This is a genomic window from Actinoplanes sp. NPDC051861 (assembly GCF_040681145.1).
GTDB lineage: Bacteria > Actinomycetota > Actinomycetes > Mycobacteriales > Micromonosporaceae > Actinoplanes.
In genome coordinates this window covers 60,040-81,902 of sequence record NZ_JBFAYE010000033.1, presented here as the reverse complement: position 1 = coordinate 81,902, position 21,863 = coordinate 60,040, and the positions used below count along the sequence as shown (strand labels likewise).

The following is a 21,863-nucleotide window of genomic DNA, read 5'->3' as shown; positions in this document are numbered from 1 at the left end:
CTATTTGCTCATTCTGCCGCTTTGCCCGGCGGCTGCCTGCTCGTTGCGCTGCCTTGCCCGGCGGTCACCTGCTCACCCTGCGGCCTTGCCCGGCGGCTGCCCGCTCATTGCGCTGCCCTGACCGGCGGCTGCCGTTTCCGCGCGACGACAGCGGCGGTGGTGTAGGAGACGGTGAAGGTGCCGCCGAGGGTGTCGATCGCGGTGGCTACCTCTTGGATGATGTGGGCGAGTGGGGCGGGTGGCAGGCGGGTCAGGATGCCGGATGTGGGTAGCTGATCAAGCCACTCGTCGCGGGTGTAGCGGTGCTCCCAGGCGAAGGACCACTGCTCTGGCGCGCTGAAGGTGCCGGCCGCTCGGATGCCGTCCGCGGCTCTGGTCAGCAGTGGCTGGTAGCCGTCCATCGAGGATCTGGCGGGTCGCTGGGACAGGTCGAACGGTGCGTCGGGCATGACGCGCTTGAGTGCGGTGCCCAGGGCCTCGTTGAGTTCCGGCGGCGGCTCGGGGGCGTGCCAGAACGCGGCGAACAGGCCACCGGGGCGCAGGATCCGGGCGGCCTTGGCGGCGCCGGCGACCGGGTCCACCCAGTGCCAGGACGTGCCGGCGGCGACCACGTCGAACTGCCGCCCAGCCGGCTCCCACTCCTCGAACGTCGCCACCTCGACGTCGAACCCCTGCTCTCGCGCAAAGCCGGCCATCCGGGCATCGGGCTCGATCCCGAGCACCCGGCACCCCGCGCGCCGAAACTGCCGCGCCGCCGTCCCGGTGCCACACCCGACGTCGGCCACATTGACGCCATCAACGTTGACGCCAGTCACGTCGTCGGTTGTGTTGACACCGGTTGCGTTGACGTCGGTCATGTTGACGCCAGTCATGTCGTCGGTTGCGTTGACGTCGGTCATGTTGACGTCAGTCAAGTCGTCAGTCGTGTTGACGCCGGCAATGTGGACGCCGTCAATGTCGGTGCTGGTTGCCTGGATCGTGGTTGTCTTGTCAATGGTCGCCGTCGCCGTCGCCGTGGTGGTGGTCGTCGTCGTGGTGGTCGTCGTGGTGGTCGTCGTTGTGGTGGTGTTGCTGGGAGGGGAGGGCGGTTCGGTGTCGGGGGTGGTGGATTGGGCTGCGGCGAGGATGCGGGTGATCAGGGCGTTGGGGTAGGGCGGGCGGGTTCGGTCGTAGCGGGCGGGGTCGGTGCCGAAGGACTGGGCCATCTGGCGTTGCTGGTGGGGTTCGGTCGGTAGAGTGGGCATGTGCCCACGGTAGTGGGCAAGCGCCCACTTGTGGAAGGGGACGTCTTGACGCCGACCGGCGTGGCCCTGCGTGACGTGCGTGAGCAGCTTTTCGACGCGTCCGATCGGATTTTGTTGCGGGACGGGCCTACCGGGCTCACCAGCCGTGCGGTCACGGCCGAGGCGGGCGTCGCCAAGGGTGTGCTGCACAAGTACTTCGCTGACTTCGACGCGTTTCTCGCGGAGTATGTGCTGGCCCGGGTGCACCGGATGGACGCGGAGGCGGCGGTGCTCAACGACGCGGCGGGGACGGGCACGGTGGTGGACAACGTGGCGGGCTCGGTGACGGCGCTGTTCCAGTCGGTGGCGGTGGCGATCGTCGCGCTGATCACGTTCCGGGACGAGTTGCGCGCGCGTCTACGCGAGACGTGGCCGGCCGGTGTTCCGGTGCTCACCGAGGGCGCCATGATGATCGGGCGGTACCTCGGCGAGGAGCAGAGACTCGGTCGGGTGGCGGCGGATGCTGACGTGCGTACGCTTGCCGCGGTTTTGATCGGAAGCGGACATCTGCTCTTCGCCGATCGCACCGGAGCGCGGCCGGATGCCGCCGCCGTGCGTCACATGGTCTCCACCGTCCTGGCCGGCGTCACGATCTGAACCCGTTCGGAGCTGAACAACTTCGCGACCTGAAGCAGTTGGATGTCACCTAACCGCCAGCGCGGGTCGGAAGCGCGAGGTCCTGCTCATCGGCGGTGCGGGCCGGGAGCGGAGAGGCGCCGGGTGCGCCGGCGGAGCAGGAAGCCGGTCCAGGAGATCGCGACGGCGACCGCCACCAGAGCCTGGGCCAGCGCGGCGAAGCGCTCCGGATAGATGATGCCGGTCAGGTACGTGTCGATGAAGCCTCGACTGAGCCCGGCGTCACCGGCCGCCTGACGGGCGTGGTCCTCCACCCACGTCAGCGGGCAGTTCAGGCGGAACACGACGGTGGACAGTCCCCAGACGGCGGCGAGTAGGTGCGGCCATATCGCCCACGGCCACCGCCACGCCACGAAGCCGCCGATCACCACCCACACCAGGAACGCGAAGTGCAGCAGCATCGTCGCGTCGGCGAGGACCCGGTATCCCATACCGCCAGTGTGCCTGGCGTATACCTGCCATGGCTGAAGGTGATTTCCGCGAGGTTACCGGCTCTGTTTGGCTCGCTGCACGTCAGTTAGGAGTCGCCGATGACCGCTGCGCACCCGAGGCTCGATCACGTCGGGCTGAACGTGGCCGACCTGGCCGCCGCCGAGAGCTGGTACACCCTTGCCTTCGGGCTCCGGGTCGAGATGCGCCTGCGGGTGGCGCCGGTCGGCCTGGACATCGTGATGCTGATCAGCGACGAGCACGGCTATCGGCTCGAACTGCTGTACCGGGACGGAGGGTCACCGGGCGCACGGGCTGACTCGCCGGCCGCGGCCGTTCTTTCACACGGGTTCGGGCATGTCGCGTTCGGCGTACCCGATCTGGAAAAGGCCTATCGGCATTTGCTGGCGCTGGGCGCCAAGCCGGTGATGGCACCCTGCCCGTCCCCGGAATCCGGGGTCGACATGGCATATGTGGCGGACCCGGAAGGCAATCTTCTGGAATTGCTGGATCGGAGGCCGTCATGACCGACCTGAGTGGGAAAGTGGCGCTGATCAGCGGTACCGGAAGAGGAGTGGGCCGCGCGGCAGCCCTGGAATTCGCGGCGTGCGGCGCACGGGTGTTCGGAGCCGATCTCGACTTCGAGGCCAATGCGGCGACCGAGAAAATGGTGCGCGAGGCCGGCGGGGAGATGCGATCGGTGGCACCGGTCGACCTGTCCGGTCAGGCCGGCGCCGACGCGTGGGCGGCCGCGGCGGTGGAGGCGTTCGGCGGGATCGACATCCTCTACAACAACGCGTCCGCGCTGCGGCACGGCCCGGTGGACTCGTTGCCGATCGAGGACTGGTATTTCACCATTCAGAACGAGCTCCACCTGGTGTTCCACTGCACCCGGGCGGTGTGGCCGCACCTCGTGAGCCGCGGCGGCGGTGTGATTCTGAACGTGGCGTCGGTGGCGGCGAAACGCGGTGTGGCGTTCGTTCCGATGGCGCCGCACGGTGCCGCCAAGGGTGGTGTTCTGGCGCTCACGAAACATTTGGCGGCTCAGGGCGCGGACGCCGGGATCCGGGCCAACGTCATCTCGCCCGGAATGATTCGGACGCCGGAGACGGCGCAGTTCGTGGACGATCCGGACGGGCCGGTGCCGGAGTTGCTGAAGATGACGCCGTCGCGGCGGGTGGGTGAGCCGGCGGACGTGGCGAAATTGGCGGCGTTCCTGGCGTCGGACGACGCGACCTTCATCAACGGGGCGGACGTCGCCATCGACGGCGGCGTATCGGCGATGGGCGGCTGAAGCGGTGGACATCGTGTTTCCGGGGGATCCGGAATGGGAGGACGCCCGGGTCGGGCGGGTGTTCAATGCCCGGCGTCCGTCCCGGCAGCCGGCGGCGGTTCTGCGGGCTGTCTGCGAGCAGGATCTGATCGACGGGGTTCGGCTTGCTCGCGCTCGTGGGTGGAAGGTGGCGGTGCGGTCGGGCGGGCACTCGTGGGCGGCGTGGAGTGTCCGGTCCGACTCGCTGCTGATCGATCTCGGCGGGTTCCGGGAGATCTCGTACAATTCGGATAATGGTGTTGTGTCCGTTACGCCGTCGGTGCGGGGTGGGGCCGACCTGCGTCCCTATCTGGCTGAGCGGGGGCGGTTCTTCGGTGGAGGGCACTGCCCGACTGTGGGTTTGGGTGGGTTCCTGCTGCAGGGTGGGCAGGGCTACAACGCCCGGGGGTGGGGATGGGCCGCCGAGTCGGTCGTCGCTGTCGATGTGGTGACGGCCGAGGGTGAGCTCGTTCGGGCTGACGAGTCGAACAATTCGGATTTGTTCTGGGCGGCTCGCGGCGCGGGGCCCGGATTTTTCGGTCTTGTCGCGAGATTTCATCTTCAGACGCGGCCGCTGCCGGGGTGTGTGGCGGAGACGGTTCACGTCTATCCGCTCGACCTCTTCGACGACGTGATGACCTGGCTGCACGGGATGCACCACACGGTCTCCCCGGATGTGGAGATCGTCGCGGTGTCGGCGGAGGGCTCGCTCGCGGTCACCGGGCTGGCGCTGGTCGCGACCCTCGATGAGGCGCGGGAGGCTCTGGCGCCGCTGGAGACGTGCCCGGTGATCGACAAGGCGCTGGTGCGGCAGACCGCGGTGCCGTCGTCGTTCGAGTCGCACGCGGAGCGGCAGATGGCGGCCAATCCCGAGGGGTTCCGCTACATCGTCGACAACGCCTGGCTGACCGGATCGGCCGAGGCGATGGGTCCGCTTTTCAAAGACCTTCCTACGGTACGTTCATTCGCGATCTGGTTCAGCATGGCGCCGTTGCGGGAGTTGCCGGACATGGCGTTCTCGCTGCAGTCGGAGATCTACTGCGCTGTCTATCTGGTGTACGAGGACCCGGCCGACGACGTCCGCCTGCGCTCGTGGCTGACCGATCGGATGGCGGCGCTGCAGCCGATCACCGCCGGGCAGTACCTGGGGGACTCCGATTTCACCGCACGGCCGGTGAAGTTCATGGGCGAGGCTCAGTACCGGCGCCTCGAGGAGATCCGGGAGGCCCGGGATCCGGAGCGGCTCTTCGTGGGCTATCTGACCGGCGACGGACAGCCGCCGCTGAACGTGAACCCGTGGGAGGCGTCATGAGGTGTGCGGGCAAGGTCGTCGTGATCACCGGGGCGGCTCGCGGGCAGGGAGCCGCCGAGGCGGCGCTGCTCCGCTCCGAGGGGGCCGTCGTCATCGCCACCGACGTGATCGAGGCACCCGGCGTGCGGCACCTCGACGTCGCGTCTCTCGGTGACTGGCAGTCTTTGGCGGGGGAGCTGCGGTCCTCGTACGGTCGCATTGATGCTTTGGTCAACAACGCGGGTGTCACCGGGCGTGATCGGCTGCCGGAGATCGACGTCGCGGCCTGGGAGCGGACGTTCGCCATTAACGTCACGGGCGCGATGCTGGGCATGAAAACGCTGGTGCCGCTGATGCCGGCGGGTTCGTCCATCGTCAACATCTGCTCGGTGGCGGCGGTGTCCGGGCACGCGGCGGCGCCCTACACCGCCAGCAAATGGGCGTTGCGCGGGCTGAGCCGCAGTGCGTCGCTGGAGCTCGGGGTGCGTGGCATCCGGGTCAACGCGGTCATGCCGGGGCTCATCGACACGCCGCTCATGGAGTCGGCGCCACAGGCGTTCTTCGACGCGGCGCTGCCGGAGATCCCTCTGGGGCGGGTGGGCACTCCGGCCGATGTGGCGCCACTCATCGTGTACCTGGTTTCGGACGAGTCCGCGTATGTCAACGGCGCCGAGATCGTCGTCGACGGCGGCCTGACCGCGCATGTCTCCCACAAGGCCATCGCCGACGCCACACGGCCTGTTTAAATCGATTGCCGGTGCGCGTTTGGCGCTCTAACTTATGTACCAACAACGACGGAGGAAGGGAGCAAGCGGAAATGATCGCCAAGCGAAGTGACGCCGCGATGCTCCTGCGGTGGCGCGACTGAACGGGCCTTTCCGGTTCTCCTCGCGCCGCTCTTCCCGCACTGGGAACGGGCGGCGTTTTCTTTGACAACTCCACAGCGGATCAGGCACGTCCCCTTAGCTCAGCGGATAGAGCACCGGATTACGGATCCGGGTGTCGGGAGTTCGAATCTCTCCGGGGACGCTTTGTTTTTGCCCTCGTGGCTCAACGTTTTTCGCCCTCGTGGCCCAACAGGCAGAGGCACCAGGCCGAGGACCTGGACGGTGCGCGTTCGAATCGCGCCGAGGGCACGCGTGGTTTCCCGGGCTCGTAGCTCATCTGGTAGAGCGCCCGTCCTGCAAACGGGAGGTGGCCGGTTCGATCCCGGCCGGGTCCACGATCGACTTCTGCCCTCACCAGGGGTACTATCCCGGTAACCCCTGGTGAGGGAGGCGCGATGTTCGATCCGAGCGACTTCCAACACTGGGTGCCGTGCGCCGCCGAGTCCCATGCGGGCGGTGGCCTGAAATGACCGGCAACCCGCTCGTGGTGATCAATACCGAGCGGGTGCCGAATGTGCTGACCGGCACGTGGAACGTCCTCGAACACCTCAAACGCCTGCTGGGGCGTACCGGCGGCGAGTCGCCGGCGCGACGCCTCCACGACCTCGGGTTCGACCCGGCCGTCGGACGGTTCCGGCCGTCCGAGGCGGAGACCGCGGTGCGCATCGAGAACGAACTCGGTGTCACCCTGAGGCGGGCACCGGCCGGGTCCTCCGCCGACTGGCTCGACCAATCGGGTAAGACATACGACGCGGTGGGCAACTTCTCCGCGCGGTATTTTCCACGGCAATGGCCGCAACTGCGATACCAGATCGTGCGCCACCTCTCCAAAGCGGAGCTGGTCCCGGTCGACGTGTCGAAGTTCGCGCCACGGCAGGTGGCCCAGGTCGAACAGTTCATCGCGGATCGCGGTCTCGCGCCGCGGGTCTTCATGGTGGGGCAGTGATGGCGGGATTGCTGGTGTTGAAACCGGGCACGGACTGGACGGCCAGTGGCGGGCTGTTCGACTGGACCCTCGAGTTCCTCATCGACCGGCTGTCCGCGCCCGAGGCGGTCGCCTACCTCCGGGAGATCCTCGACAACAACCTGGGCTCGTTCTGGCTGACCGAGCTTCCCCCCGACGCTCGCGGCCAGGCCGTCGCCCAGCTGCGCGACCACCTCGTCGAGGCCGCCAACCACGAACTTCCCGACGGCGAACAGAAGGCAGCCGTTTTGAAACACCTGCGCGAGCTGGCCGAGATGGCCGGCCGCGTCTCGGGAGAGCTGGCCGAGTGGCCTAAGGCAGCGGATTGCTGATCCGCAGCAGCGGCACAGGCCGCTGCCGGGAGTTCGAATCTCCCGCTCTCCGCAGCGTGTCGCTTTCCGCACCGTGTCGCTTTCCGCACGTGTCGCCGTAGCTCAGACGGCAAGAGCGCCGCCCTCATAAGGCGGAGGCCGGTGGTTCGAACCCACTCGGCGACACCACGCGCCGCTAGCTCAACAGGCAGAGCTGCTGACTCTTAATCAGTAGGTTCGGGGTTCGACTCCCCGGCGGCGTACTGAAACACCAGGTCAAGGCGGATATGCCGCCGACCAACTGATCCGCTGTGTGGGTTATACAGCAGCGAAGTACAGCAACGCTGTCCCGACTCAGTGGTCAAGGGATTCGCCTAGCTTTTTGAACGCCGCCCGGGTCGGGCCCCGCATGTCGGATACGTGCCGAAGTCAAGAAGAGCAGACGTCGGTCGCACGTATGCGCTGGTCGCGGCCCGGAACCAGGACATGGCAGGTGCCGCCCTTCGGAGGCGAAAGCGCAGGTTCGAATCCTGCCGGGGCACTTACGATCACTAGGACTTTCAGGCCGCTCAGCAAGACCAACGCTGACAGCGGCCTTACCGGCATCGGGCCCCTTCAGGTCTGATGGACATGAATGATCATCGCTGTTGCTATGCCGTTGGCATGGATCCGCCGTTGCTCGCCGAACCGGACAGTTCCTCGCTCAGGATTGAGGTCATCATGCTGCTTTTGCGCGCGATATCGTTAAGGGCGTCTCTTCGTTCTTGATACTCATCCCAAAGCTCCTTCCAGCTCCGATTTAATTTCGGGTCATCCATGACATACTGCTCCATTCCTGAAATCCATTGGTACAGCCTTTCGGCAGCGTCAACGACCGGCTTATCTAGGTAGAACCTGAACCTCTCCCAGGCCTGCTCGCGTTTGGTACGGGCCTCCTTGAGCATTTCAAGGGCGGCTGGTTTATCCAAGGGTTCGTTCCAATCGAAGTCACCGTTCGCCTTTGCGCGCCCCATGGCTGCAATAACTGGGATCTTCAAAGCCTCAACGTATTCAATGTAGGCCTTGTCGCGGTTTATGACGACGTCCTTGGCCCAAGCGACCTTCAGCTGTAGTTTCAATGATTCGAGTTGGGACTTCCGTTGCGCAGCCGCGACTGCGTAGGTGCACGCCATACCGCCGAGTCCGACTACACCGGTAACCACCGGCGCCATCCATTCCATCGCCATAGCCACATGGTCGCTCACGGGCGCATCTCAGCCACGCGTGCCCGTCGCGTGCCCGATCGACCAGTCAGCAGGGGGTCGGCAGTGGCGCCTGTCAGAGCGGTGAAATCCACTCCGGACTCAGGTCACGACGTAGGACGCTGGCGCCCCGCCAGTGGATCAACGCGATTCCCAAGCTGACAGTCGCCAGCTAACGAGGAGCTAAGTCCGCCAAGGGGCCTCCGGGTCGCCCAACATCTCCAGCATGAGGTTTCTCCCGTGGTCCTGCCGCGCAACTGCTGTACAGCGGCGAAGTACAGCAACCATCGCACTGGACCGAACGTGATCAGCCTCGCAAAAGTCGTTTGACCTCGTAAACGGCTTGATCCAGCCTGGTTGCAGGTAATCAGTAGGTTCGAGGTTCGACTCCCCGGCGGCGTACTCGCGGGTTCGAATCCCGCCCCTGCTTCCGTCCTGGTAGCTCAGTTGGTGAGAGCGCCGCCCTGATAAGGCGGAGGCCGCCGGTTCGAATCCGGCTCGGGACACGAGAACCTGATCCGCGGTGGAGGCGGCTACACGAAGAGGCGAAAGACACGACGGAGCGGTTCACTCACTTGCTCGCGCGTTCCCGAAGGGGTCAATCTGCGAGGGAGGGGAGGCTGCGCAAATGGGTCGAGTGATCGCCGCCCTCAGCATGTCTCTGGACGGCTTTGTGGCGGATGAGAATCATGGCTTGGCGGAGTTGATCGGGTGGTATCAGGGCGGGGACGTCGAGGTTCGTACTGCTGATCCGCGGTGGACGCTTCGGGTGAGTGCGGCCAGTGCCCGGTTTCTGCGGGCGGCGTTGAGCGGTGGCGGGGCGCTGATCTGTGGGCGGCGGCTGTTCGATCACACCGACGGGTGGGGTGGGCGGCATCCGGCGGGCTGGCCGGTGTTTGTGGTGTGCCATGCGATTCCGGCGGGGTGGCCGCGGGCGGATTCGGCGACGAGTTTCTATCCGGATCCGATGGCGGCTCTGGAGGCGGCGCGGAAAGTGGCCGGGAAGCGGGACGTGACGGTTTCCACGCCCACGCTGACCCGGCAGTATCTGGACGCCGGAATGGTCGACGAGATCCGGGTGTCGCTGGTTCCGGTGTTGCTCGGTGAGGGGATCAGTTTCCTGCGCGGGCTCACCGTCGCGCCGGTTCGGCTCGCCGGGCCGGAAGTGGTCGAGGGGCGCGGCGTCACGCACCTCAGCTATCGCGTCATCCGGTGAAGGCGGGTTCCGGCGAGAGCTTGGCGAGGAAGCGGAAGAAATGGGGATCGAAGCGGGCCGGATCGGCTTCGCTCAGCTCGGCCCGGGACCACCAGCGCACTTCGCGGAACTCACCCTGGCCGGGGCGCAGGCTTTGCGCGGAACCCATTTCGTGTACGAACCACAGGCTCACATCCGTATGGCCCGCATCGATTCCCACCGTCCGGGTGACAGTCAGGAACAGCGGATCCGCGGCCGGGGCCGAGTCGACGCCGAGCTCCTCACGGATCTCACGGGCGGCCGTGTCAGCCGGATGCTCGTCGACGTCGACATGCCCGCCGGGCGGCAGCCACAGCCCGGCGTTGACGTGGTCGACCAGCAGCACGTCACCGCTCGCCGGGTCGACCGGCACCACGTACGACACCAGGTGCTGCGGCGGGCTCGCGGGCTTGACGCGGCGGAACACGTCATCGGTGCCGACGAGCCAGGTGCGCGCGTGAGCCAGGTGCTCAGCCTCCAGGTTGTCGGCCGCCTCGAGGGCCGACACCATCCGGTACACCACTGCCACCGAGGGACGCATCCCCGCATGATGGCATCCCGACGTGTCCGGCAGATCACGCGACGCGCTGAAGCGGAAACGCTTTGACGCGAGCGGGAAAATGGACGGCGTGCGGGGATTTCAGGAGCTGATCGACGAAGCGGTGGCGGTCGACGTCGAGGGGTGGGACTTCGGCTGGCTCGACGGGCGCGCCACCGAGGAACGGCCGCCTTGGGGGTACGTGAGAATGCTCGCCGATCGCCTGCCCCGCGCCGGCGCCGCCCTCGATCTGGACACCGGCGGCGGTGAGATCGTCGCGGAGATGCCCGTTCTGCCGGCGCGAATGGTGGTCACCGAGGGGTGGGCGCCGAACGTGGAGCACGCCCGCACAGTGCTGGGGCCGCGCGGCGTCGAGGTGGTGCACGTGGAGCAGCGGCGGCCACTGCCTTTCGGCGACGGCACCTTCGATCTGGTCACGAGCCGGCACCCGGTGGATCCGCCGTGGAGTGAGATCTCGCGAGTGTTGCGAGTCGGCGGGTCGTACCTGGCGCAGCACGTCGGGCCCGCGTCCGCGTACGAATTGATTGAAATCTTTCTCGGGCCGCTTCCGCGGCAATTGCTTGCGCGCGATCCGGATCGCGAGGCCTCGGCGGCGATCGCGGCCGGCATGGAGGTGACCGCGCTGCGCACCGCACGTTGCCGGATGGAGCTGTTCGACGTGGGTGCGGTGGTCTATCTGCTGCGAAAATGCGTGTGGTGGGTGCCGGATTTCAGCGTCGACCGCTATCGGGAGAGGCTCGAGTGGATGGACGGGTTGCTGCGCGAGAACGGGGTTTTCGTCGCGCATTCCACCCGGACACTGATAGAGGCGAAAAAGCAATGATCAAGGGTACGTTCGAAACGCACATCACGGTCAGCGGCGACAATGCGGAGGGGCTGGCGCTGTTCGCGGAGAAGTATGGCGTGAAGTTCCTCTGCATCGAGCTGGACCGGGGAGACTGCCGTTTCCAGCCCATGCTCACCCTGACCGGCTCGGGCTCGCTCGATCAGCAGGAGGCGACGGCCGAGCAGTGGTGCGAGTGGCTGCTCGCCGCCGGCATGGAGCCGATCCGCACGAAGATCGAGGCGACGCCGTGGTCGGACGGTGTGCCGGAGCGTGACCGGGACGCGGCACGGGAGCCGTCCGGGCGCTACTTCGAGCATCACGTCAAGTTGCGGCTGCCGTCGGCGAGCGTGGCGGGGCTGCTGGCGGTGACCGATCTCGTGGAGCCGCACGGTGCCCGGCTGTCGCGCAACGCCCGGCGCAAGTACGAGGACGGGACCGAGGTGCGCTTCGTCAATCAGCGGTGTCATGGCGTGGGGCGGCTGACGGCGAGTCATCGGCTGGAGGAGCTGCTGGCCGCGCTCCAGGGGTATGACGTCGTTTCGGCCGAGCAGGAGTACGTGGTGTACGACAGCCGGCTGAGCCTCGATGACGGGTGGCTCGATCGGCGGTCGCGGTACGCGCCCTCCTATCAGGATCGCCAGGAGCGGCGGATGCGAGGTGCTATTTCCGGAATGCGTGATTTTCCGGTTACGTTCCAGCCGGTCGCCCGGGAGCGCGGCGTCACGCAGTGGGGAGCGTTCGATCCGGCGCTGAAGCAGCATGCGCACGCCTACACCGCCGGTGAGCCGGTTTTCGAGAACGCGGTGGCGGGGCAGCATTGGCGGGACGCGCGCCGGGCGGCGATGCGGCACCTGCTCACGGTGATCGCCGGGACCCGGTGGGCGGAGTATCTCGCACTCCGCGGCAGCGTCACGATGGCCTCCTGGGTGGGTGACGCGGCGCGGGAGCCGGGCGATCTGGACTTCGTGGTGATGCCGGCGACCATGTCGGCGGAGAGCGCGGACGCCAAGGCGCTGCTGGCGGAGATCGTCGGTGCGGTGCTGGAGACGCCGGGTGCTGGGCTGCGGCCGGAGGCCACGGTCCACGAGGAGATCTGGACGTACGAGCGGGCCGAGGGGCGCCGCCTGGTGATCCCGTTCTCGGTGCCGGGCGTTCCGGACGGGACGGTGCAGATCGATCTCGTCTTCGGCGAGGACCTGCCGATTCCGCCGGAGCCGGTCGAGGTTCTCGGGCAGGTGGTGTGGGCGGCGACCGCGGAGTTGTCGCTGGCGTGGAAGCTGCAGTGGCTGGCCACGGACTCCTATCCGCAGGGCAAGGATCTGTACGACGCGGTGCTGCTCGCGGAGTACACGACGGTGGATCTGGGGCTGGTCCGGGATCTGATCCGGGAGGAGCTGGGCCACCAGGCCGACCGGTTCGACGCGGAGGCGGTGCTCGCCTGGGAGGGCATCGACTGGGCGAACTTCGCCGACGTGTACCCGGGTGTGGGTGGCACGGCCGAGGAATGGCAGAGGCGGCTCGCGGTCGCCCTCGATCGTTAGCCCAGTAGTGTCTCGCCGCTGCTGGACGGCTCCGGGTCGGGCAGCCGGACCATCCGCAGGGAGTTGAGGAGGCCGAGCAGGGCGGCCAGCAGCGGGATCAGCAGCGCCGTCTGGAGTGCGATCGGCCGGGCCTCCGTGTTGATCCGGATGATCTCGTCGTGCACCGCCGGTGTCTGGCCCTCCAGCAGGTCGTGTAGATGATCGTTCGTCATCACCTCGGCGTTCACCTCGAGGGACTGCGCCACCTGTTGCTGCTGGGCGGGCGACAGGACAGTACTGTCCTCGGCCTGCGCGGTGAACGACAGCGACAGCGTGGCCAGCATGATCGCACCGGCGAAGGCCAGGCCGAACGACAGCCCGAACGAGCCGCCGGCCGAGTTGACGGCGGCGGCCTCGCTCACCCGCTCGTCCGAGATCGGCGAGAGCGTGTAGTTGTTGAGCTGCGACACCAGCAGGCCGAGACCGCACCCGGACACAGCCAGTGGGATCAGCAGCGCCCAGCCGAACTCGGCGCGCGGCACGATCGGGATGAGCAGGATGGTGCCGAGGCTGAGCAGCAGGAAGCCGGTCCGGATGATGACAGCCGGCCGCCGGCGCCCGGCGCGCTTTCCGGCGAGCAGGGCCACGGCGAACATCGTCAGGGACAGCGGGGCCAGGGAGAGGCCGGCCTCCAGGGCGTTGTACTCGAGGACCATCTGGAGGTAGATCGGCAGGGCGATCATCGTGCCGCCGAGTGCGATCTGCTGGAGCAGCTGGCCGGAGATCCCGGCGCGGAACACCGGTGACCGGAACAGATCGGGGTCGAGCAGCGTGGGGCGCCCGGCGCGGTGCCGGCGGACCAGCCACCAGCGCAGGCCGATGAGTCCCAGGACGCCGAGTGCGAGCAGGAGCAGGACGTACTGGCCGCCCTCCTGCCAGACGAGGATGCCGAGTACGACGCCGCCCATGCCGATCACGGACAGGACCGAGCCGGTGACGTCGATGTGGCGGGGGCCGGTGTACGGGACGTCGCGAATCAGCCCGATGCCGCTCAGCACCCCGGCGATGATCACGACCTCGAGTGCGAACCCGACCCGCCACGACAGGAACGTGGTGATGAACCCGCCGAGCAGCGGTCCCACCGCCGCGGCGATCGCGGCCGCGGCGCCGACCAGGGCGTAGACCCGCCGCTGGGCGTCGCCCTCGAAGTTGCCGTGGATCAGCGACTGCATCGAGGGCAGCAGCAGGGAGGCGCCGATGCCGCCGATCAGCGCCCAGAAGACGATCAGCGGGAGGAGGCTCTGCGCGAACGTCATCGCGAGCGCGCCGACCGCGTAGCCGAGCAGGCCGAGGACGTACGCGCGCTTGCGCCCGATCAGGTCGCCGATCTTGCCGCCGATCAGGATGAACGCGGCCGAGACGAGCGCCTCCAGCGCGATCGCCGACTGCACCCCGCTGGCCGTGGTGTCGAGATCGCGGACCACGGCGGCGATCGAGACGTTCATCAGCGAGGTGTCGACGACCAGCACGAACATGGCCATGGCCAGCAGGAGCCCGAGCCGCCGTTGCTGGGACGGGGTCCGGGTGCGTTCGAGGTCGGCCATGGCGACAGCTTGCAGCGGTGGGCCGACGGGGACCTCATCCGGCGAGGATGAGGTCCCCGTCCCGCCGCCCGCAGGGAGGATCTTGGACGCCCAGGCCACCCTCAAGCGGCTCCGACGTCCAAGGTCTGCGGTGCTGCCGGGAGGCGGCCGCCCGGGTGAACGGGGGTCAGGCGGCAGGGCGGTAACCCGCCGGGCGACTCGTGAACGTGCCGCGGCCGCTGGTTCGGCTGCGCAGTCTTGTCGCGTAGCCGAACAACTCAGCGAGCGGGACGATCGCCGTCACCTCGCGTACCCCTGAATCTGTGACCTGACCTCGCCGCGCGGCAATATCGCCGAGCACCGCGCCGAGTGCGTCCGCAGGCGCGGTGACCGTGACCTCCGCGACTGGCTCGAGCAGCTCCAGCGTGGACGCGCGCAGCGCGGCACGCAGCCCGAACCGGCCCGCCGCGCGGAACGCCATCTCGGACGAGTCCTTCACGTGGGTCTGCCCGTCGGTCAGCGTGACCCGCAGGCCGACCACCGGATGACCGCCCAGCGGGCCGTCCGCCAGCGCCTCCCGGCAGCCCGCCTCGACCGCCCGCACGAACTCGGTCGGCACCCGCCCGCCGGTCACCCTGGAGACGAACGTGAACCCGGTCCCGTCCGGCGCCCCGCCACCGGTCACCGTGGAGGCGAACCCGGTCCCGTCCGCCGGCTCGACGTCCAGGACGACGTGCGCGAACTGGCCGGAGCCACCGTCCTGCTTGACGTGCCGGTAGACGTGCCCGGTCACGCCTCGCACGACGGTCTCCCGGTAGGCGACCTGCGGGCGGCCCGTGCTGAGCCGCAGCCCGGTGGCCTGGCGCAACTTCTCCACCGAGACCTCCAGGTGCAGCTCACCGAGACCGGAGAGCAGGGTCTGACCGGTTTCGGCGTCCTGGCGCACGGTCAGGGAGGGGTCCTCCTCGATCAGCGCGGCCAGGGCGGCGGGCAGGCGTTGCGCGTCGGCGCGGGTGCGGGCCTCGAGGGCTACCGAGACCAGGGGTTCGGCGGTGCGGGGCGCCTCCAGCATCACCGGGTTGTCCCGCGTTGTGAGGGTGGTGTCGGTGCGGGCGGATTTGAGGCCGGTCACCGCGACGATGTCGCCGGCCGTGGCGCGGTCGATGTCGGTGTGCCGGTCGGCCTGCACGCGGAGGATGCGGGAGATCCGTTCGGTGCGCGCGGCGGTGGCGTCCCACACGGTGTCCCCTTTCGAGATCATGCCCTGATAAATCCGCAAGTAGGTGAGTCTGTCCCGGCGCTTGAAAGCCAGTGCCGCCAGGTTGTCGCCCTCGCGAACGGCCGGCGCGGGCAGGTAGTCGACAACGGCGTCGAGGAGCTGCCGCACTCCGATATCCCGATAGGCTGAACCGCACAGAACGATCACCGCCTCGCCGCGAAGCGTGAGATCCCGCAGCGCCGATTTAAGCGTCAAATCGGAAATGTCGCCTAATTCTTCCAGGGCGGCCGGGTGCAGGGCTGCCACCTCCTCCTCAAGACGCTGCCGAGCGGCGGCGAAAGCGGGCGGCGGCTTCGAGCACAAATCCACTATTCCCGAAAAGTCGGACTCACGGCCCACCGGCACCTGCACCACAAGGGGAATCACGCCGAGGCGCTCCCGAAGCGACTCCACCACAGCATCCAGATCCGCACCCACCCGGTCCATCTTGTTGACGAACGCGATCCGCGGAACCCGATACCGATCAGCCTTGCGCCACACCGCCTCGGACTGCGGCTCCACCCCCGCCACCGAGTCGAAAACGGCCACCGCGCCGTCGAGCACCCGCAGCGACCTCTCCACCTCGTCGGAGAAGTCCACGTGACCGGGCGTGTCGATCAGAGTCAGCCGATGGTCGTTCCACTCACAACTCACCGCGGCCGAGAAGATCGTGATCCCACGGTCCCTCTCCTGCGGATCAAAGTCGGTCACCGTGTTCCCGTCGTCCACCCGCCCCGTCTTGTAGGTGGCGCCGGTGTTGAACAGGATCCGTTCGGTCAGTGTGGTCTTGCCGGCGTCGACGTGGGCGAGGATGCCGAGATTACGGACACGCATGACAATCGAGCTTTCCTTCGAATTTTGACCTGGACGGCGCCCACCCGACCGCGATTGATCAGCGGTCAGGCACGTCCAGCCCCGGTGGCGCAGCCGGGGCTGGGCACACGGGACACGAGGATCAGCTCGAAACGCGACACCGGGATGACGGCGGCGGTGCGGTAACGCACGGCGGTCTCCCTCCTGGTCGCGATGATCGGCTCCGAGATTACGAACGCTGCCGTCTCGCGTCGACCGATTTATCGTGGCGTCATGGCGATCGCGGTCACGCTGCTGATCATGGCCGCCTTCCGCGTGTGGACGCTCACCGGGCCACGCCGCGCTCAGCCGATCGTCGGGCCGCTTGCAGCTGCGTTGCTGGTCACCCTCAGCGGGCTCACTCGCGCTGAGGTGGGGCTCGTTCTTTCTTCTTTTCTGTACGGAGTGAGCGGCGCCGCTGTCGTCGGGATCGGATATCTGGTCGCCCTGCGGATCCCGCCAGTGCGCGAGGCGATGGCCGCCAGGACCTATCCGCGGCCGGTCCGGACCGCACTGGTCGAGGTGCCGCTCGCCACCGTGATCTTCGAGGAGGTGGCGTTCCGCGGGGTGCTCTGGGCGCTGATCGCCCGCGACCACGGACCCGTGTGGGCGACAGTGATCACCGCCGTTCTCTTCGGTCTCTGGCACCTGCCCTCGCTCCCGGAAGTGGCGTTCACCACCTTCGCGGGTGCCGCCCTGGGTGTCCTGCGGCAGTTCTCCGGGGGTCTCCCGGCGCCGTTCCTGGTTCACTGGACCGCCAATGGCCTGGGAATACTCCTCTCAGCCGCGCTGCGCTCGTCCCGCCGTGAGGTGCCGGATCCGCCCGGCGGCGCTCGATAAAAGGGGCGGTGTTCTTCGAGCGACGTGGTTACGCTCACGACGAATGCATTCTGGCGTTCGCCGAGGCCACGAGGGGGGTGTGGCGCAGCGCCGGGTTGCTACCGACCGAAGTTCCGCCGCGTAACGGACCCGTGCGCGGCCGCTTGGCGTTTTCCGCCAGCTCTTCCAGGAGATTTCGCTGTGAGTAGTCAACCTGCGGCAGCGGCGCCGGCCAAGCTCGACGCCGCCGTCCTCAAGGTCGCCGGGGTCGTGGTCCTCGGCGCCATCATGTCGATCCTCGACATCACGGTCGTCAGCGTCGCGATTCCCACGTTCCAGGTCGAGTTCAACGCCTCGTACGCCGAGGTTGCCTGGACCATGACCGGATACACCCTGGCACTGGCCACGGTCATCCCGCTCACCGGCTGGGCGGCTGACCGCTTCGGGACGAAACGTCTGTACATGACGGCGCTTGTCCTGTTCACTCTCGGCTCGGTGCTCTGTGCCACCGCCGACAGCATCGGGCAGCTCGTGGCGTACCGGGTGCTCCAGGGCCTCGGCGGCGGCATGCTCATGCCGCTCGGCATGACGATCATGACGCGAGCCGCCGGACCCGAGCGGATCGGCCGGCTGATGGCCGTGCTCGGCGTCCCGATGCTGCTCGGCCCGATCGGCGGCCCGATCCTCGGCGGCTGGCTGATCGACGTGGCGAGCTGGCACTGGATCTTCCTGATCAACCTGCCGATCGGCCTCATCGCGCTGGTCTACGCCCAGCTCGTGCTGCCGAAGGACAACCCGGAGCCGTCCGAGTCGTTCGACTTCATCGGCATGCTGATGCTGTCGCCCGGTCTCGCCCTGTTCCTCTACGGCGTCTCCTCGCTGCCCGAGGCCGGCACCATGTCCGACCGCAAGGTCTGGCTGCCGATGCTGGCCGGCGCGGTGCTGGTGATCGGCTTCATCTTCTACTCGTTCAAGCCGAAGCACCCGCTGCTCGACCTGCGCCTGCTGCGCAACCGGAACCTGACCGTCTCGTCCGTCACGCTCGCGGTGTTCACCGTCGCGTTCATGGGCGCCGGCCTGCTGTTCCCGAGCTACTTCCTGCAGGTGCGCGGCGAGACGACGCTCGACGCCGGTCTGCTGATGGCACCGCAGGGCATCGGCGCCATGGTCACCATGCCGATCGCGGGCATGCTCGCCGACAAGGTTCCGGTGGGCCGCACGGTGCCGTTCGCGCTGCTGTTCATCGCCGCCGGCTTCTTCACCTTCACGCAGGTGGGCACCGACACGTCGTACCTGTTGCTCTGCGGCTCGCTGTTCGTGATGGGCCTCGGCATGGGCGGCACGATGATGCCGATCATGACGTCGGCGTTGCGGACGCTCACCAACCACGAGGTGGCCCGCGGCTCCACCCTGCTGAACATCCTGCAGCAGATCGCCGGCTCGATCGGTTCCGCGGTCATGTCGGTGATCCTGACCAGCAACCTCAACGACTCGGCGATCATCCCGGGCATGAACGGCCCGACCGGCGAGCCGGTCACCGAGGCCGGTCTGGCGATCGCCGCGCAGCGGGACCCGGGCCTGGCCGCCCAGGTCCCGGACCCGAGCATTCTCGAGCGGGGCCTGCAGTTCGTCGCGGACTCCTACGCGGCGACCTTCACGGTCGGTTTCGTTCTCGTGCTGCTCACGCTGATCCCGGCGTTCTTCCTGCCGCGCAAGAAGGAGGAGTCACACCTCCTCGACGACGAAGAGGGCAGCCGCGCCGCCGCGGTGCCGCTGCACTGACACTCGTTCCACGCACGAGGCGGGCCCTTCCGGGACCCGCCTCGCCCGCGTTTGCACGGCCCGCCCCGCCCGCGTTTGCACGGCCCGCCTCGGTTCTCGCGCCGCCCGCAAGCGCGTGACGTGGGTCGGGTTTGCGTGGACCGTTAGCGTGGCGCCTGTGACGACCTGGGAACTGATCGGATCGGGCCGGGAAGCCGACGTCTATGCCATCGACCAGCACCGGGTGCTGCGGCGCTACCGGCACGGCGGGGACGTCGCGGACGAGGCTGACGTCATGGCGTACCTCTGGGATCTTGATTTTCCGGTGCCGCGAGTCTTCGACGCGGCCGGCACCGACCTGGTTCTGGAGCGTCTCGACGGGCCGACCATGGCCGCAGCCGGCGACCTGACCGTGCCGGAGGCCGCCGAAATGCTCGCCGGGCTGCACCGGCGGCTGCACGCCGTACCGCCCCGGCTGGCCCGCCGCCCCGGTGACCGGATCCTGCACCTGGACCTGCACCCCGAGAACGTCATGCTGACCGCCCGCGGCCCGGTCGTCATCGACTGGCGCAACGTCCGCGAGGGCTCCCCGGACGTCGACGTGGCGCTATCCGCGATCATCCTGGCCGAGGTCGCGATCTCCCCGGACCATCCGTTGGCCGCCCTGGTCACGCCGCTGATCGACGAGTTCCTCCGCGCGGCCGGCGGTGACCCGCTGTCCGCGCTGGACGCCGCCATGGGCTTCCGCCGTACGCAGATCGGCGACGAGGCCTCCCCGGCCGCCGCCGAACTCGTCATTTCTGTCATAGGGGCGTGGCAGCATCCGGGGTGACCGCGACACTCCGGAGGATCGATGTCCCTGCACTTCGTCGAGAGAGGCGCCGGCACCCCGGTCCTGGCCCTGCACGGCTGGACGCCCGACCACCGGCTGATGCTCGGCTGCCTGGAGCCGGTCTTCGCCGCCCGCCCCGGCTTCCGCCGCCTCTACCCCGACCTGCCCGGCATGGGCCGCTCCACCGCCGCCCCGTCGATCGCGAGCTCCGACGACGTGCTCGCCGCCGTGCACGAGTTCGTCGACAAACAGCTCGGTGACGAGCCCTTCCTGCTGGCCGGTGAGTCCTACGGCGGTTACCTGGCCCGCGCCCTCACCCGCGACCGCCCGTCCCAGGTGCGCGGCCTCGCCCTGATCTGCCCGATCGGCACCAGGGTCGAGCGCAACCGGCGCACCGTCCCCGAGCACGCGGTTCTGCACCGCGACCCCGCCCTGTCCCGCACGGGGGACGCCCGCTTCGAGGCTGAGTTCGAGGCTATGTCCGTGGTGCAGACCGGCGAGACCCGCCGCCGCTTCCACGACGAGATCTGGAGCGGTCTCGAGGAGGCCGACCAGGTGGCGATGGCTCGCATCGCCCAGAGGTGGGTGCTCACTGCCGATCCGGAGAGCGGTCCGCCCTACACCGGCCCGTCCCTGATCCTGACCGGTCGCCAGGACAGCAGTGTCGGCTTCGTGGATCAGTTCGCGCTGCTGGAGCACTATCCGAGGGCGACGTTCGCGGTGCTGGACGTCGCCGGGCACAACCTGCAGATCGAGCAGCCGGGGTTGTTCGAGGCGCTGGTCAACGAGTGGCTCGACCGGGTGTCACCCCTGGCTGGGTCTCCTGGACCGCCTGGTGCAGGGCGCTGATGAACGCTGTGGTCGCCGGCGGATCGGGCGGATCGCCGTATGTTGCGAGGTGAACACGTCGCCGGAAGCCCTCGATGAGGCTGGGCTGGATTCCGGGCGCGTGGTGGGTGCGCAGCGTCAGCCCCGGCGTGGTGGTCACGCCCATTCCCGCGGCGACCAGTGCCTGCTGGACGATCGTGTCGTCACTGATGTATGCGATGGACGGCACGAAACCGGTCCTGTCACAGGCGTCGAGGAAGTCGCGGCGGCAGTTGTCGCAGCCCGCGATCCAGGCGGCGGCGCGGTTGCCCGCGAGCGTCTGGCCGGGTTCGAGGCTGAGCAGATACATCGGGTCGTCGAACAGGTGCGTGGCGCGGACGTCGTCGGGGGTCGTGTCGTCGTACCGGAAGATCATCGCGACGTCGACCTGCCCGGCCCGCAGCAGATCGAGGGCGACGCGCGGATGTGCCTCGACCAGATGGATCTCGACGCCCGGGTGCTCACGGCGCAGGGTGCCCGCGGCGTGCGGCACGAGCGTGGCGAGCGCCGACTGGAAGCCGGCGACCCGGACCCGGCCGGTGCGCAGGCCCACCATCGCGGACAGCTCCGCTGCGGCCGTGTCCACCCGGCCGACGATCTCCGTGGCGCGGCGGGCCAGGTGCTCGCCCTCCGGGGTGAGCCGGATGCCCCGCCCGACCCGCTGGACGAGCCTCGCCCCGGTCTCGGCCTCCAGCCGGGCCAGGTGGTGGCTGACGGCGGGCTGGGAGTAGTTCAGCTGCTTGGCGGCATTGGTGACCGAACCGTGCGCGGCGATCGCCGCGAGAACCCGTAACCGAGCGATGTCCAGCATCCATAAAGAGTACGCATGAGTTCGCCCAACTATTGTCATTAGACGAATGAGTCGTCGCGCGCGACGCTGAGGGGGACCAACCCCACTCAGCGAACGAAGGATGCGACATGACCAGCCTCATCGCGGCCGTGCGGCGAGCGATCGACGTACGGGCCGACTGGACGGACACCGCGAAACTGGTCGCCGATCAGCTCCGTGCACACCTGCCCGGCCCCGAGATCCTCACACCCGATCAGCGCCTCGGCAGCCCCGACGGCGTCGCCGGCCACGTGCTGCACGCCGGACCGTTCTCCATCCTCGCCCTGGTCTGGCGCCCCGGACAGACCACCCGGATCCACGACCACATCACCTGGTGCGCCGTGGGCGTGCTGTCCGGCGTCGAGCACGAGGAGTTGTTCGACGAAGACCTCAACCTCATCGGTACGCGAGACACCCCGCCCGGCGAGGTCAGCGGCTTCGCACCGCCCGGAGACATCCACCGCGTCCGCAACGTCGGCGACGAGACCGTCATCAGCCTGCACATCTACGGCACGGACATCTCCCGTGTCGGCTCCAGCGCCCGCCGCTACTACAACTGAGGAGTTCCG

22 protein-coding genes and 9 tRNA genes are annotated in these 21,863 nt (G+C 68.2%); 24 read left to right on the top strand and 7 right to left on the bottom strand.

Features of this window, described 5'->3' with window-relative positions:
- Positions 1–104: 104 nt before the first annotated feature.
- Positions 105–1,244, bottom strand: coding sequence for a class I SAM-dependent methyltransferase (locus AB0M02_RS44820; RefSeq protein ID WP_364238627.1), 1,140 nt, complete (start codon positions 1,242–1,244; stop codon positions 105–107).
- Between AB0M02_RS44820 and AB0M02_RS44815 the strand changes: the two genes are divergently transcribed.
- On the top strand, positions 1,245–1,880 hold the full coding sequence (locus tag AB0M02_RS44815) for a TetR/AcrR family transcriptional regulator (protein ID WP_364238626.1): 636 nt from the start codon (positions 1,245–1,247) through the stop codon (positions 1,878–1,880).
- An 86-nt stretch (positions 1,881–1,966) separates the two neighbouring features.
- On the opposite strand, the gene AB0M02_RS44810 is transcribed toward AB0M02_RS44815, so the two are convergent.
- On the bottom strand, positions 1,967–2,350 hold the full coding sequence (locus AB0M02_RS44810; RefSeq protein WP_364238625.1) for a DUF2784 domain-containing protein: 384 nt from the start codon (positions 2,348–2,350) through the stop codon (positions 1,967–1,969).
- A 99-nt stretch (positions 2,351–2,449) separates the two neighbouring features.
- On the opposite strand from AB0M02_RS44810, the gene AB0M02_RS44805 reads away from it, so the two are divergent.
- From AB0M02_RS44805 to AB0M02_RS44745, 13 genes are all read left to right on the top strand, one after another.
- Complete coding sequence (locus AB0M02_RS44805) at positions 2,450–2,875, top strand: VOC family protein (protein ID WP_364238624.1); 426 nt, start codon at positions 2,450–2,452, stop codon at positions 2,873–2,875.
- Complete coding sequence (locus tag AB0M02_RS44800) at positions 2,872–3,642, top strand: SDR family oxidoreductase (RefSeq protein ID WP_364238623.1); 771 nt, start codon at positions 2,872–2,874, stop codon at positions 3,640–3,642. The genes AB0M02_RS44805 and AB0M02_RS44800 overlap by 4 nt, the downstream gene beginning before the upstream one ends.
- Before the next feature lie 4 nt (positions 3,643–3,646).
- On the top strand, positions 3,647–4,972 hold the full coding sequence (locus tag AB0M02_RS44795) for an FAD-binding oxidoreductase (RefSeq protein ID WP_364238622.1): 1,326 nt from the start codon (positions 3,647–3,649) through the stop codon (positions 4,970–4,972).
- Positions 4,969–5,697 carry an SDR family oxidoreductase gene (locus AB0M02_RS44790; protein WP_364238621.1) on the top strand — a complete coding sequence of 243 codons (729 nt, stop codon included), beginning with the start codon at positions 4,969–4,971 and terminating at the stop codon, positions 5,695–5,697. The genes AB0M02_RS44795 and AB0M02_RS44790 overlap by 4 nt, the downstream gene beginning before the upstream one ends.
- A 210-nt stretch (positions 5,698–5,907) precedes the next feature.
- Positions 5,908–5,980 (top strand) — tRNA-Arg (locus tag AB0M02_RS44785).
- A gap of 33 nt (positions 5,981–6,013) precedes the next feature.
- A tRNA-Leu gene (locus AB0M02_RS44780) sits at positions 6,014–6,087 on the top strand.
- Between the two features lie 13 nt (positions 6,088–6,100).
- Positions 6,101–6,173, top strand: a tRNA-Ala gene (locus AB0M02_RS44775).
- A gap of 131 nt (positions 6,174–6,304) precedes the next feature.
- The gene (locus AB0M02_RS44770) at positions 6,305–6,784 is read left to right on the top strand and encodes a hypothetical protein (RefSeq protein WP_364238620.1); all 480 of its coding nucleotides are present in this window, start codon (positions 6,305–6,307) and stop codon (positions 6,782–6,784) included.
- On the top strand, positions 6,784–7,134 hold the full coding sequence (locus AB0M02_RS44765) for a hypothetical protein (protein WP_364238619.1): 351 nt from the start codon (positions 6,784–6,786) through the stop codon (positions 7,132–7,134). Before AB0M02_RS44770 ends, AB0M02_RS44765 begins: the two co-directional genes overlap by 1 nt.
- A tRNA-Ser gene (locus tag AB0M02_RS44760) sits at positions 7,096–7,186 on the top strand. The genes AB0M02_RS44765 and AB0M02_RS44760 overlap by 39 nt, the downstream gene beginning before the upstream one ends.
- Before the next feature lie 39 nt (positions 7,187–7,225).
- A tRNA-Met gene (locus AB0M02_RS44755) sits at positions 7,226–7,302 on the top strand.
- A 1-nt stretch (position 7,303) separates the two neighbouring features.
- Positions 7,304–7,376, top strand: a tRNA-Lys gene (locus tag AB0M02_RS44750).
- 206 nt (positions 7,377–7,582) lie between these two features.
- Positions 7,583–7,655: transfer RNA gene (locus tag AB0M02_RS44745), tRNA-Arg, on the top strand.
- A gap of 108 nt (positions 7,656–7,763) precedes the next feature.
- Here the strand turns inward: AB0M02_RS44745 and AB0M02_RS44740 are convergent.
- Positions 7,764–8,357 carry a hypothetical protein gene (locus AB0M02_RS44740; protein WP_364238618.1) on the bottom strand — a complete coding sequence of 198 codons (594 nt, stop codon included), beginning with the start codon at positions 8,355–8,357 and terminating at the stop codon, positions 7,764–7,766.
- A 356-nt stretch (positions 8,358–8,713) separates the two neighbouring features.
- Here AB0M02_RS44740 and AB0M02_RS44735 point away from each other — a divergent pair.
- The 3 genes from AB0M02_RS44735 to AB0M02_RS44725 all read left to right on the top strand — a co-directional run bounded on the left by AB0M02_RS44735 (position 8,714) and on the right by AB0M02_RS44725 (position 9,570).
- A tRNA-OTHER gene (locus AB0M02_RS44735) sits at positions 8,714–8,783 on the top strand.
- Between the two features lie 3 nt (positions 8,784–8,786).
- Positions 8,787–8,860 (top strand) — tRNA-Ile (locus AB0M02_RS44730).
- A 122-nt stretch (positions 8,861–8,982) separates the two neighbouring features.
- Complete coding sequence (locus tag AB0M02_RS44725; RefSeq protein WP_364238617.1) at positions 8,983–9,570, top strand: dihydrofolate reductase family protein; 588 nt, start codon at positions 8,983–8,985, stop codon at positions 9,568–9,570.
- On the opposite strand, the gene AB0M02_RS44720 is transcribed toward AB0M02_RS44725, so the two are convergent.
- Entirely contained in the window at positions 9,560–10,129 is a 570-nt protein-coding gene (locus AB0M02_RS44720; protein WP_364238616.1) for an NUDIX hydrolase, read from the bottom strand. The genes AB0M02_RS44725 and AB0M02_RS44720 overlap by 11 nt on opposite strands.
- 88 nt (positions 10,130–10,217) lie before the next feature.
- On the opposite strand from AB0M02_RS44720, the gene AB0M02_RS44715 reads away from it, so the two are divergent.
- Both AB0M02_RS44715 and AB0M02_RS44710 read left to right on the top strand, forming a co-directional pair.
- A complete protein-coding gene (locus tag AB0M02_RS44715) occupies positions 10,218–10,970 on the top strand; it encodes a methyltransferase domain-containing protein (RefSeq protein WP_364238638.1) in 753 nt (250 codons plus the stop codon).
- On the top strand, positions 10,967–12,514 hold the full coding sequence (locus AB0M02_RS44710) for a nucleotidyl transferase AbiEii/AbiGii toxin family protein (protein ID WP_364238615.1): 1,548 nt from the start codon (positions 10,967–10,969) through the stop codon (positions 12,512–12,514). Before AB0M02_RS44715 ends, AB0M02_RS44710 begins: the two co-directional genes overlap by 4 nt.
- Here AB0M02_RS44710 and AB0M02_RS44705 read toward each other — a convergent pair.
- Together AB0M02_RS44705 and AB0M02_RS44700 are read right to left on the bottom strand one after the other, a co-directional pair.
- Positions 12,511–14,097, bottom strand: a complete 1,587-nt coding sequence (locus AB0M02_RS44705) for an MFS transporter (protein WP_364238614.1) — start codon at positions 14,095–14,097, stop codon at positions 12,511–12,513. The genes AB0M02_RS44710 and AB0M02_RS44705 overlap by 4 nt on opposite strands.
- Before the next feature lie 166 nt (positions 14,098–14,263).
- The gene (locus AB0M02_RS44700; protein WP_364238613.1) at positions 14,264–16,168 is read right to left on the bottom strand and encodes an elongation factor G; all 1,905 of its coding nucleotides are present in this window, start codon (positions 16,166–16,168) and stop codon (positions 14,264–14,266) included.
- Positions 16,169–16,420: 252 nt separating this feature from the next.
- On the opposite strand from AB0M02_RS44700, the gene AB0M02_RS44695 reads away from it, so the two are divergent.
- The 4 genes from AB0M02_RS44695 to AB0M02_RS44680 all read left to right on the top strand — a co-directional run bounded on the left by AB0M02_RS44695 (position 16,421) and on the right by AB0M02_RS44680 (position 20,447).
- Entirely contained in the window at positions 16,421–17,026 is a 606-nt protein-coding gene (locus tag AB0M02_RS44695) for a CPBP family intramembrane glutamic endopeptidase (RefSeq protein ID WP_364238612.1), read from the top strand.
- Positions 17,027–17,206: 180 nt separating this feature from the next.
- The gene (locus AB0M02_RS44690; protein WP_364238611.1) at positions 17,207–18,787 is read left to right on the top strand and encodes a DHA2 family efflux MFS transporter permease subunit; all 1,581 of its coding nucleotides are present in this window, start codon (positions 17,207–17,209) and stop codon (positions 18,785–18,787) included.
- Between the two features lie 157 nt (positions 18,788–18,944).
- Entirely contained in the window at positions 18,945–19,598 is a 654-nt protein-coding gene (locus AB0M02_RS44685) for a phosphotransferase (protein ID WP_364238610.1), read from the top strand.
- Positions 19,599–19,619: 21 nt separating this feature from the next.
- On the top strand, positions 19,620–20,447 hold the full coding sequence (locus AB0M02_RS44680) for an alpha/beta hydrolase (RefSeq protein ID WP_364238609.1): 828 nt from the start codon (positions 19,620–19,622) through the stop codon (positions 20,445–20,447).
- On the opposite strand, the gene AB0M02_RS44675 is transcribed toward AB0M02_RS44680, so the two are convergent.
- Complete coding sequence (locus tag AB0M02_RS44675; RefSeq protein WP_364238608.1) at positions 20,380–21,276, bottom strand: LysR family transcriptional regulator; 897 nt, start codon at positions 21,274–21,276, stop codon at positions 20,380–20,382. The two genes, AB0M02_RS44680 and AB0M02_RS44675, sit on opposite strands and share 68 nt — an antisense overlap.
- Positions 21,277–21,383: 107 nt before the next feature.
- Between AB0M02_RS44675 and AB0M02_RS44670 the strand changes: the two genes are divergently transcribed.
- Positions 21,384–21,854 carry a cysteine dioxygenase family protein gene (locus AB0M02_RS44670; RefSeq protein ID WP_364238607.1) on the top strand — a complete coding sequence of 157 codons (471 nt, stop codon included), beginning with the start codon at positions 21,384–21,386 and terminating at the stop codon, positions 21,852–21,854.
- The last annotated feature ends 9 nt before the right edge of the window (positions 21,855–21,863 follow it).

What these genes read in the sequence shown, in the direction of transcription:
- AB0M02_RS44820 (WP_364238627.1), bottom strand. Translation starts at nt 1,244, where the DNA reads ATGCCCACTCTACCGACCGAACCCCACCAGCAACGCCAGATGGCCCAG.
- AB0M02_RS44810 (WP_364238625.1), bottom strand. Translation starts at nt 2,350, where the DNA reads ATGGGATACCGGGTCCTCGCCGACGCGACGATGCTGCTGCACTTCGCG.
- AB0M02_RS44805 (WP_364238624.1), top strand. Translation starts at nt 2,450, where the DNA reads ATGACCGCTGCGCACCCGAGGCTCGATCACGTCGGGCTGAACGTGGCC.
- AB0M02_RS44800 (WP_364238623.1), top strand. Translation starts at nt 2,872, where the DNA reads ATGACCGACCTGAGTGGGAAAGTGGCGCTGATCAGCGGTACCGGAAGA.
- AB0M02_RS44790 (WP_364238621.1), top strand. Translation starts at nt 4,969, where the DNA reads ATGAGGTGTGCGGGCAAGGTCGTCGTGATCACCGGGGCGGCTCGCGGG.
- AB0M02_RS44770 (WP_364238620.1), top strand. Translation starts at nt 6,305, where the DNA reads ATGACCGGCAACCCGCTCGTGGTGATCAATACCGAGCGGGTGCCGAAT.
- AB0M02_RS44765 (WP_364238619.1), top strand. Translation starts at nt 6,784, where the DNA reads ATGGCGGGATTGCTGGTGTTGAAACCGGGCACGGACTGGACGGCCAGT.
- AB0M02_RS44725 (WP_364238617.1), top strand. Translation starts at nt 8,983, where the DNA reads ATGGGTCGAGTGATCGCCGCCCTCAGCATGTCTCTGGACGGCTTTGTG.
- AB0M02_RS44720 (WP_364238616.1), bottom strand. Translation starts at nt 10,129, where the DNA reads ATGCGTCCCTCGGTGGCAGTGGTGTACCGGATGGTGTCGGCCCTCGAG.
- AB0M02_RS44710 (WP_364238615.1), top strand. Translation starts at nt 10,967, where the DNA reads ATGATCAAGGGTACGTTCGAAACGCACATCACGGTCAGCGGCGACAAT.
- AB0M02_RS44705 (WP_364238614.1), bottom strand. Translation starts at nt 14,097, where the DNA reads ATGGCCGACCTCGAACGCACCCGGACCCCGTCCCAGCAACGGCGGCTC.
- AB0M02_RS44700 (WP_364238613.1), bottom strand. Translation starts at nt 16,168, where the DNA reads ATGCGTGTCCGTAATCTCGGCATCCTCGCCCACGTCGACGCCGGCAAG.
- AB0M02_RS44695 (WP_364238612.1), top strand. Translation starts at nt 16,421, where the DNA reads ATGGCGATCGCGGTCACGCTGCTGATCATGGCCGCCTTCCGCGTGTGG.
- AB0M02_RS44680 (WP_364238609.1), top strand. Translation starts at nt 19,620, where the DNA reads ATGTCCCTGCACTTCGTCGAGAGAGGCGCCGGCACCCCGGTCCTGGCC.
- AB0M02_RS44675 (WP_364238608.1), bottom strand. Translation starts at nt 21,276, where the DNA reads ATGCTGGACATCGCTCGGTTACGGGTTCTCGCGGCGATCGCCGCGCAC.
- AB0M02_RS44670 (WP_364238607.1), top strand. Translation starts at nt 21,384, where the DNA reads ATGACCAGCCTCATCGCGGCCGTGCGGCGAGCGATCGACGTACGGGCC.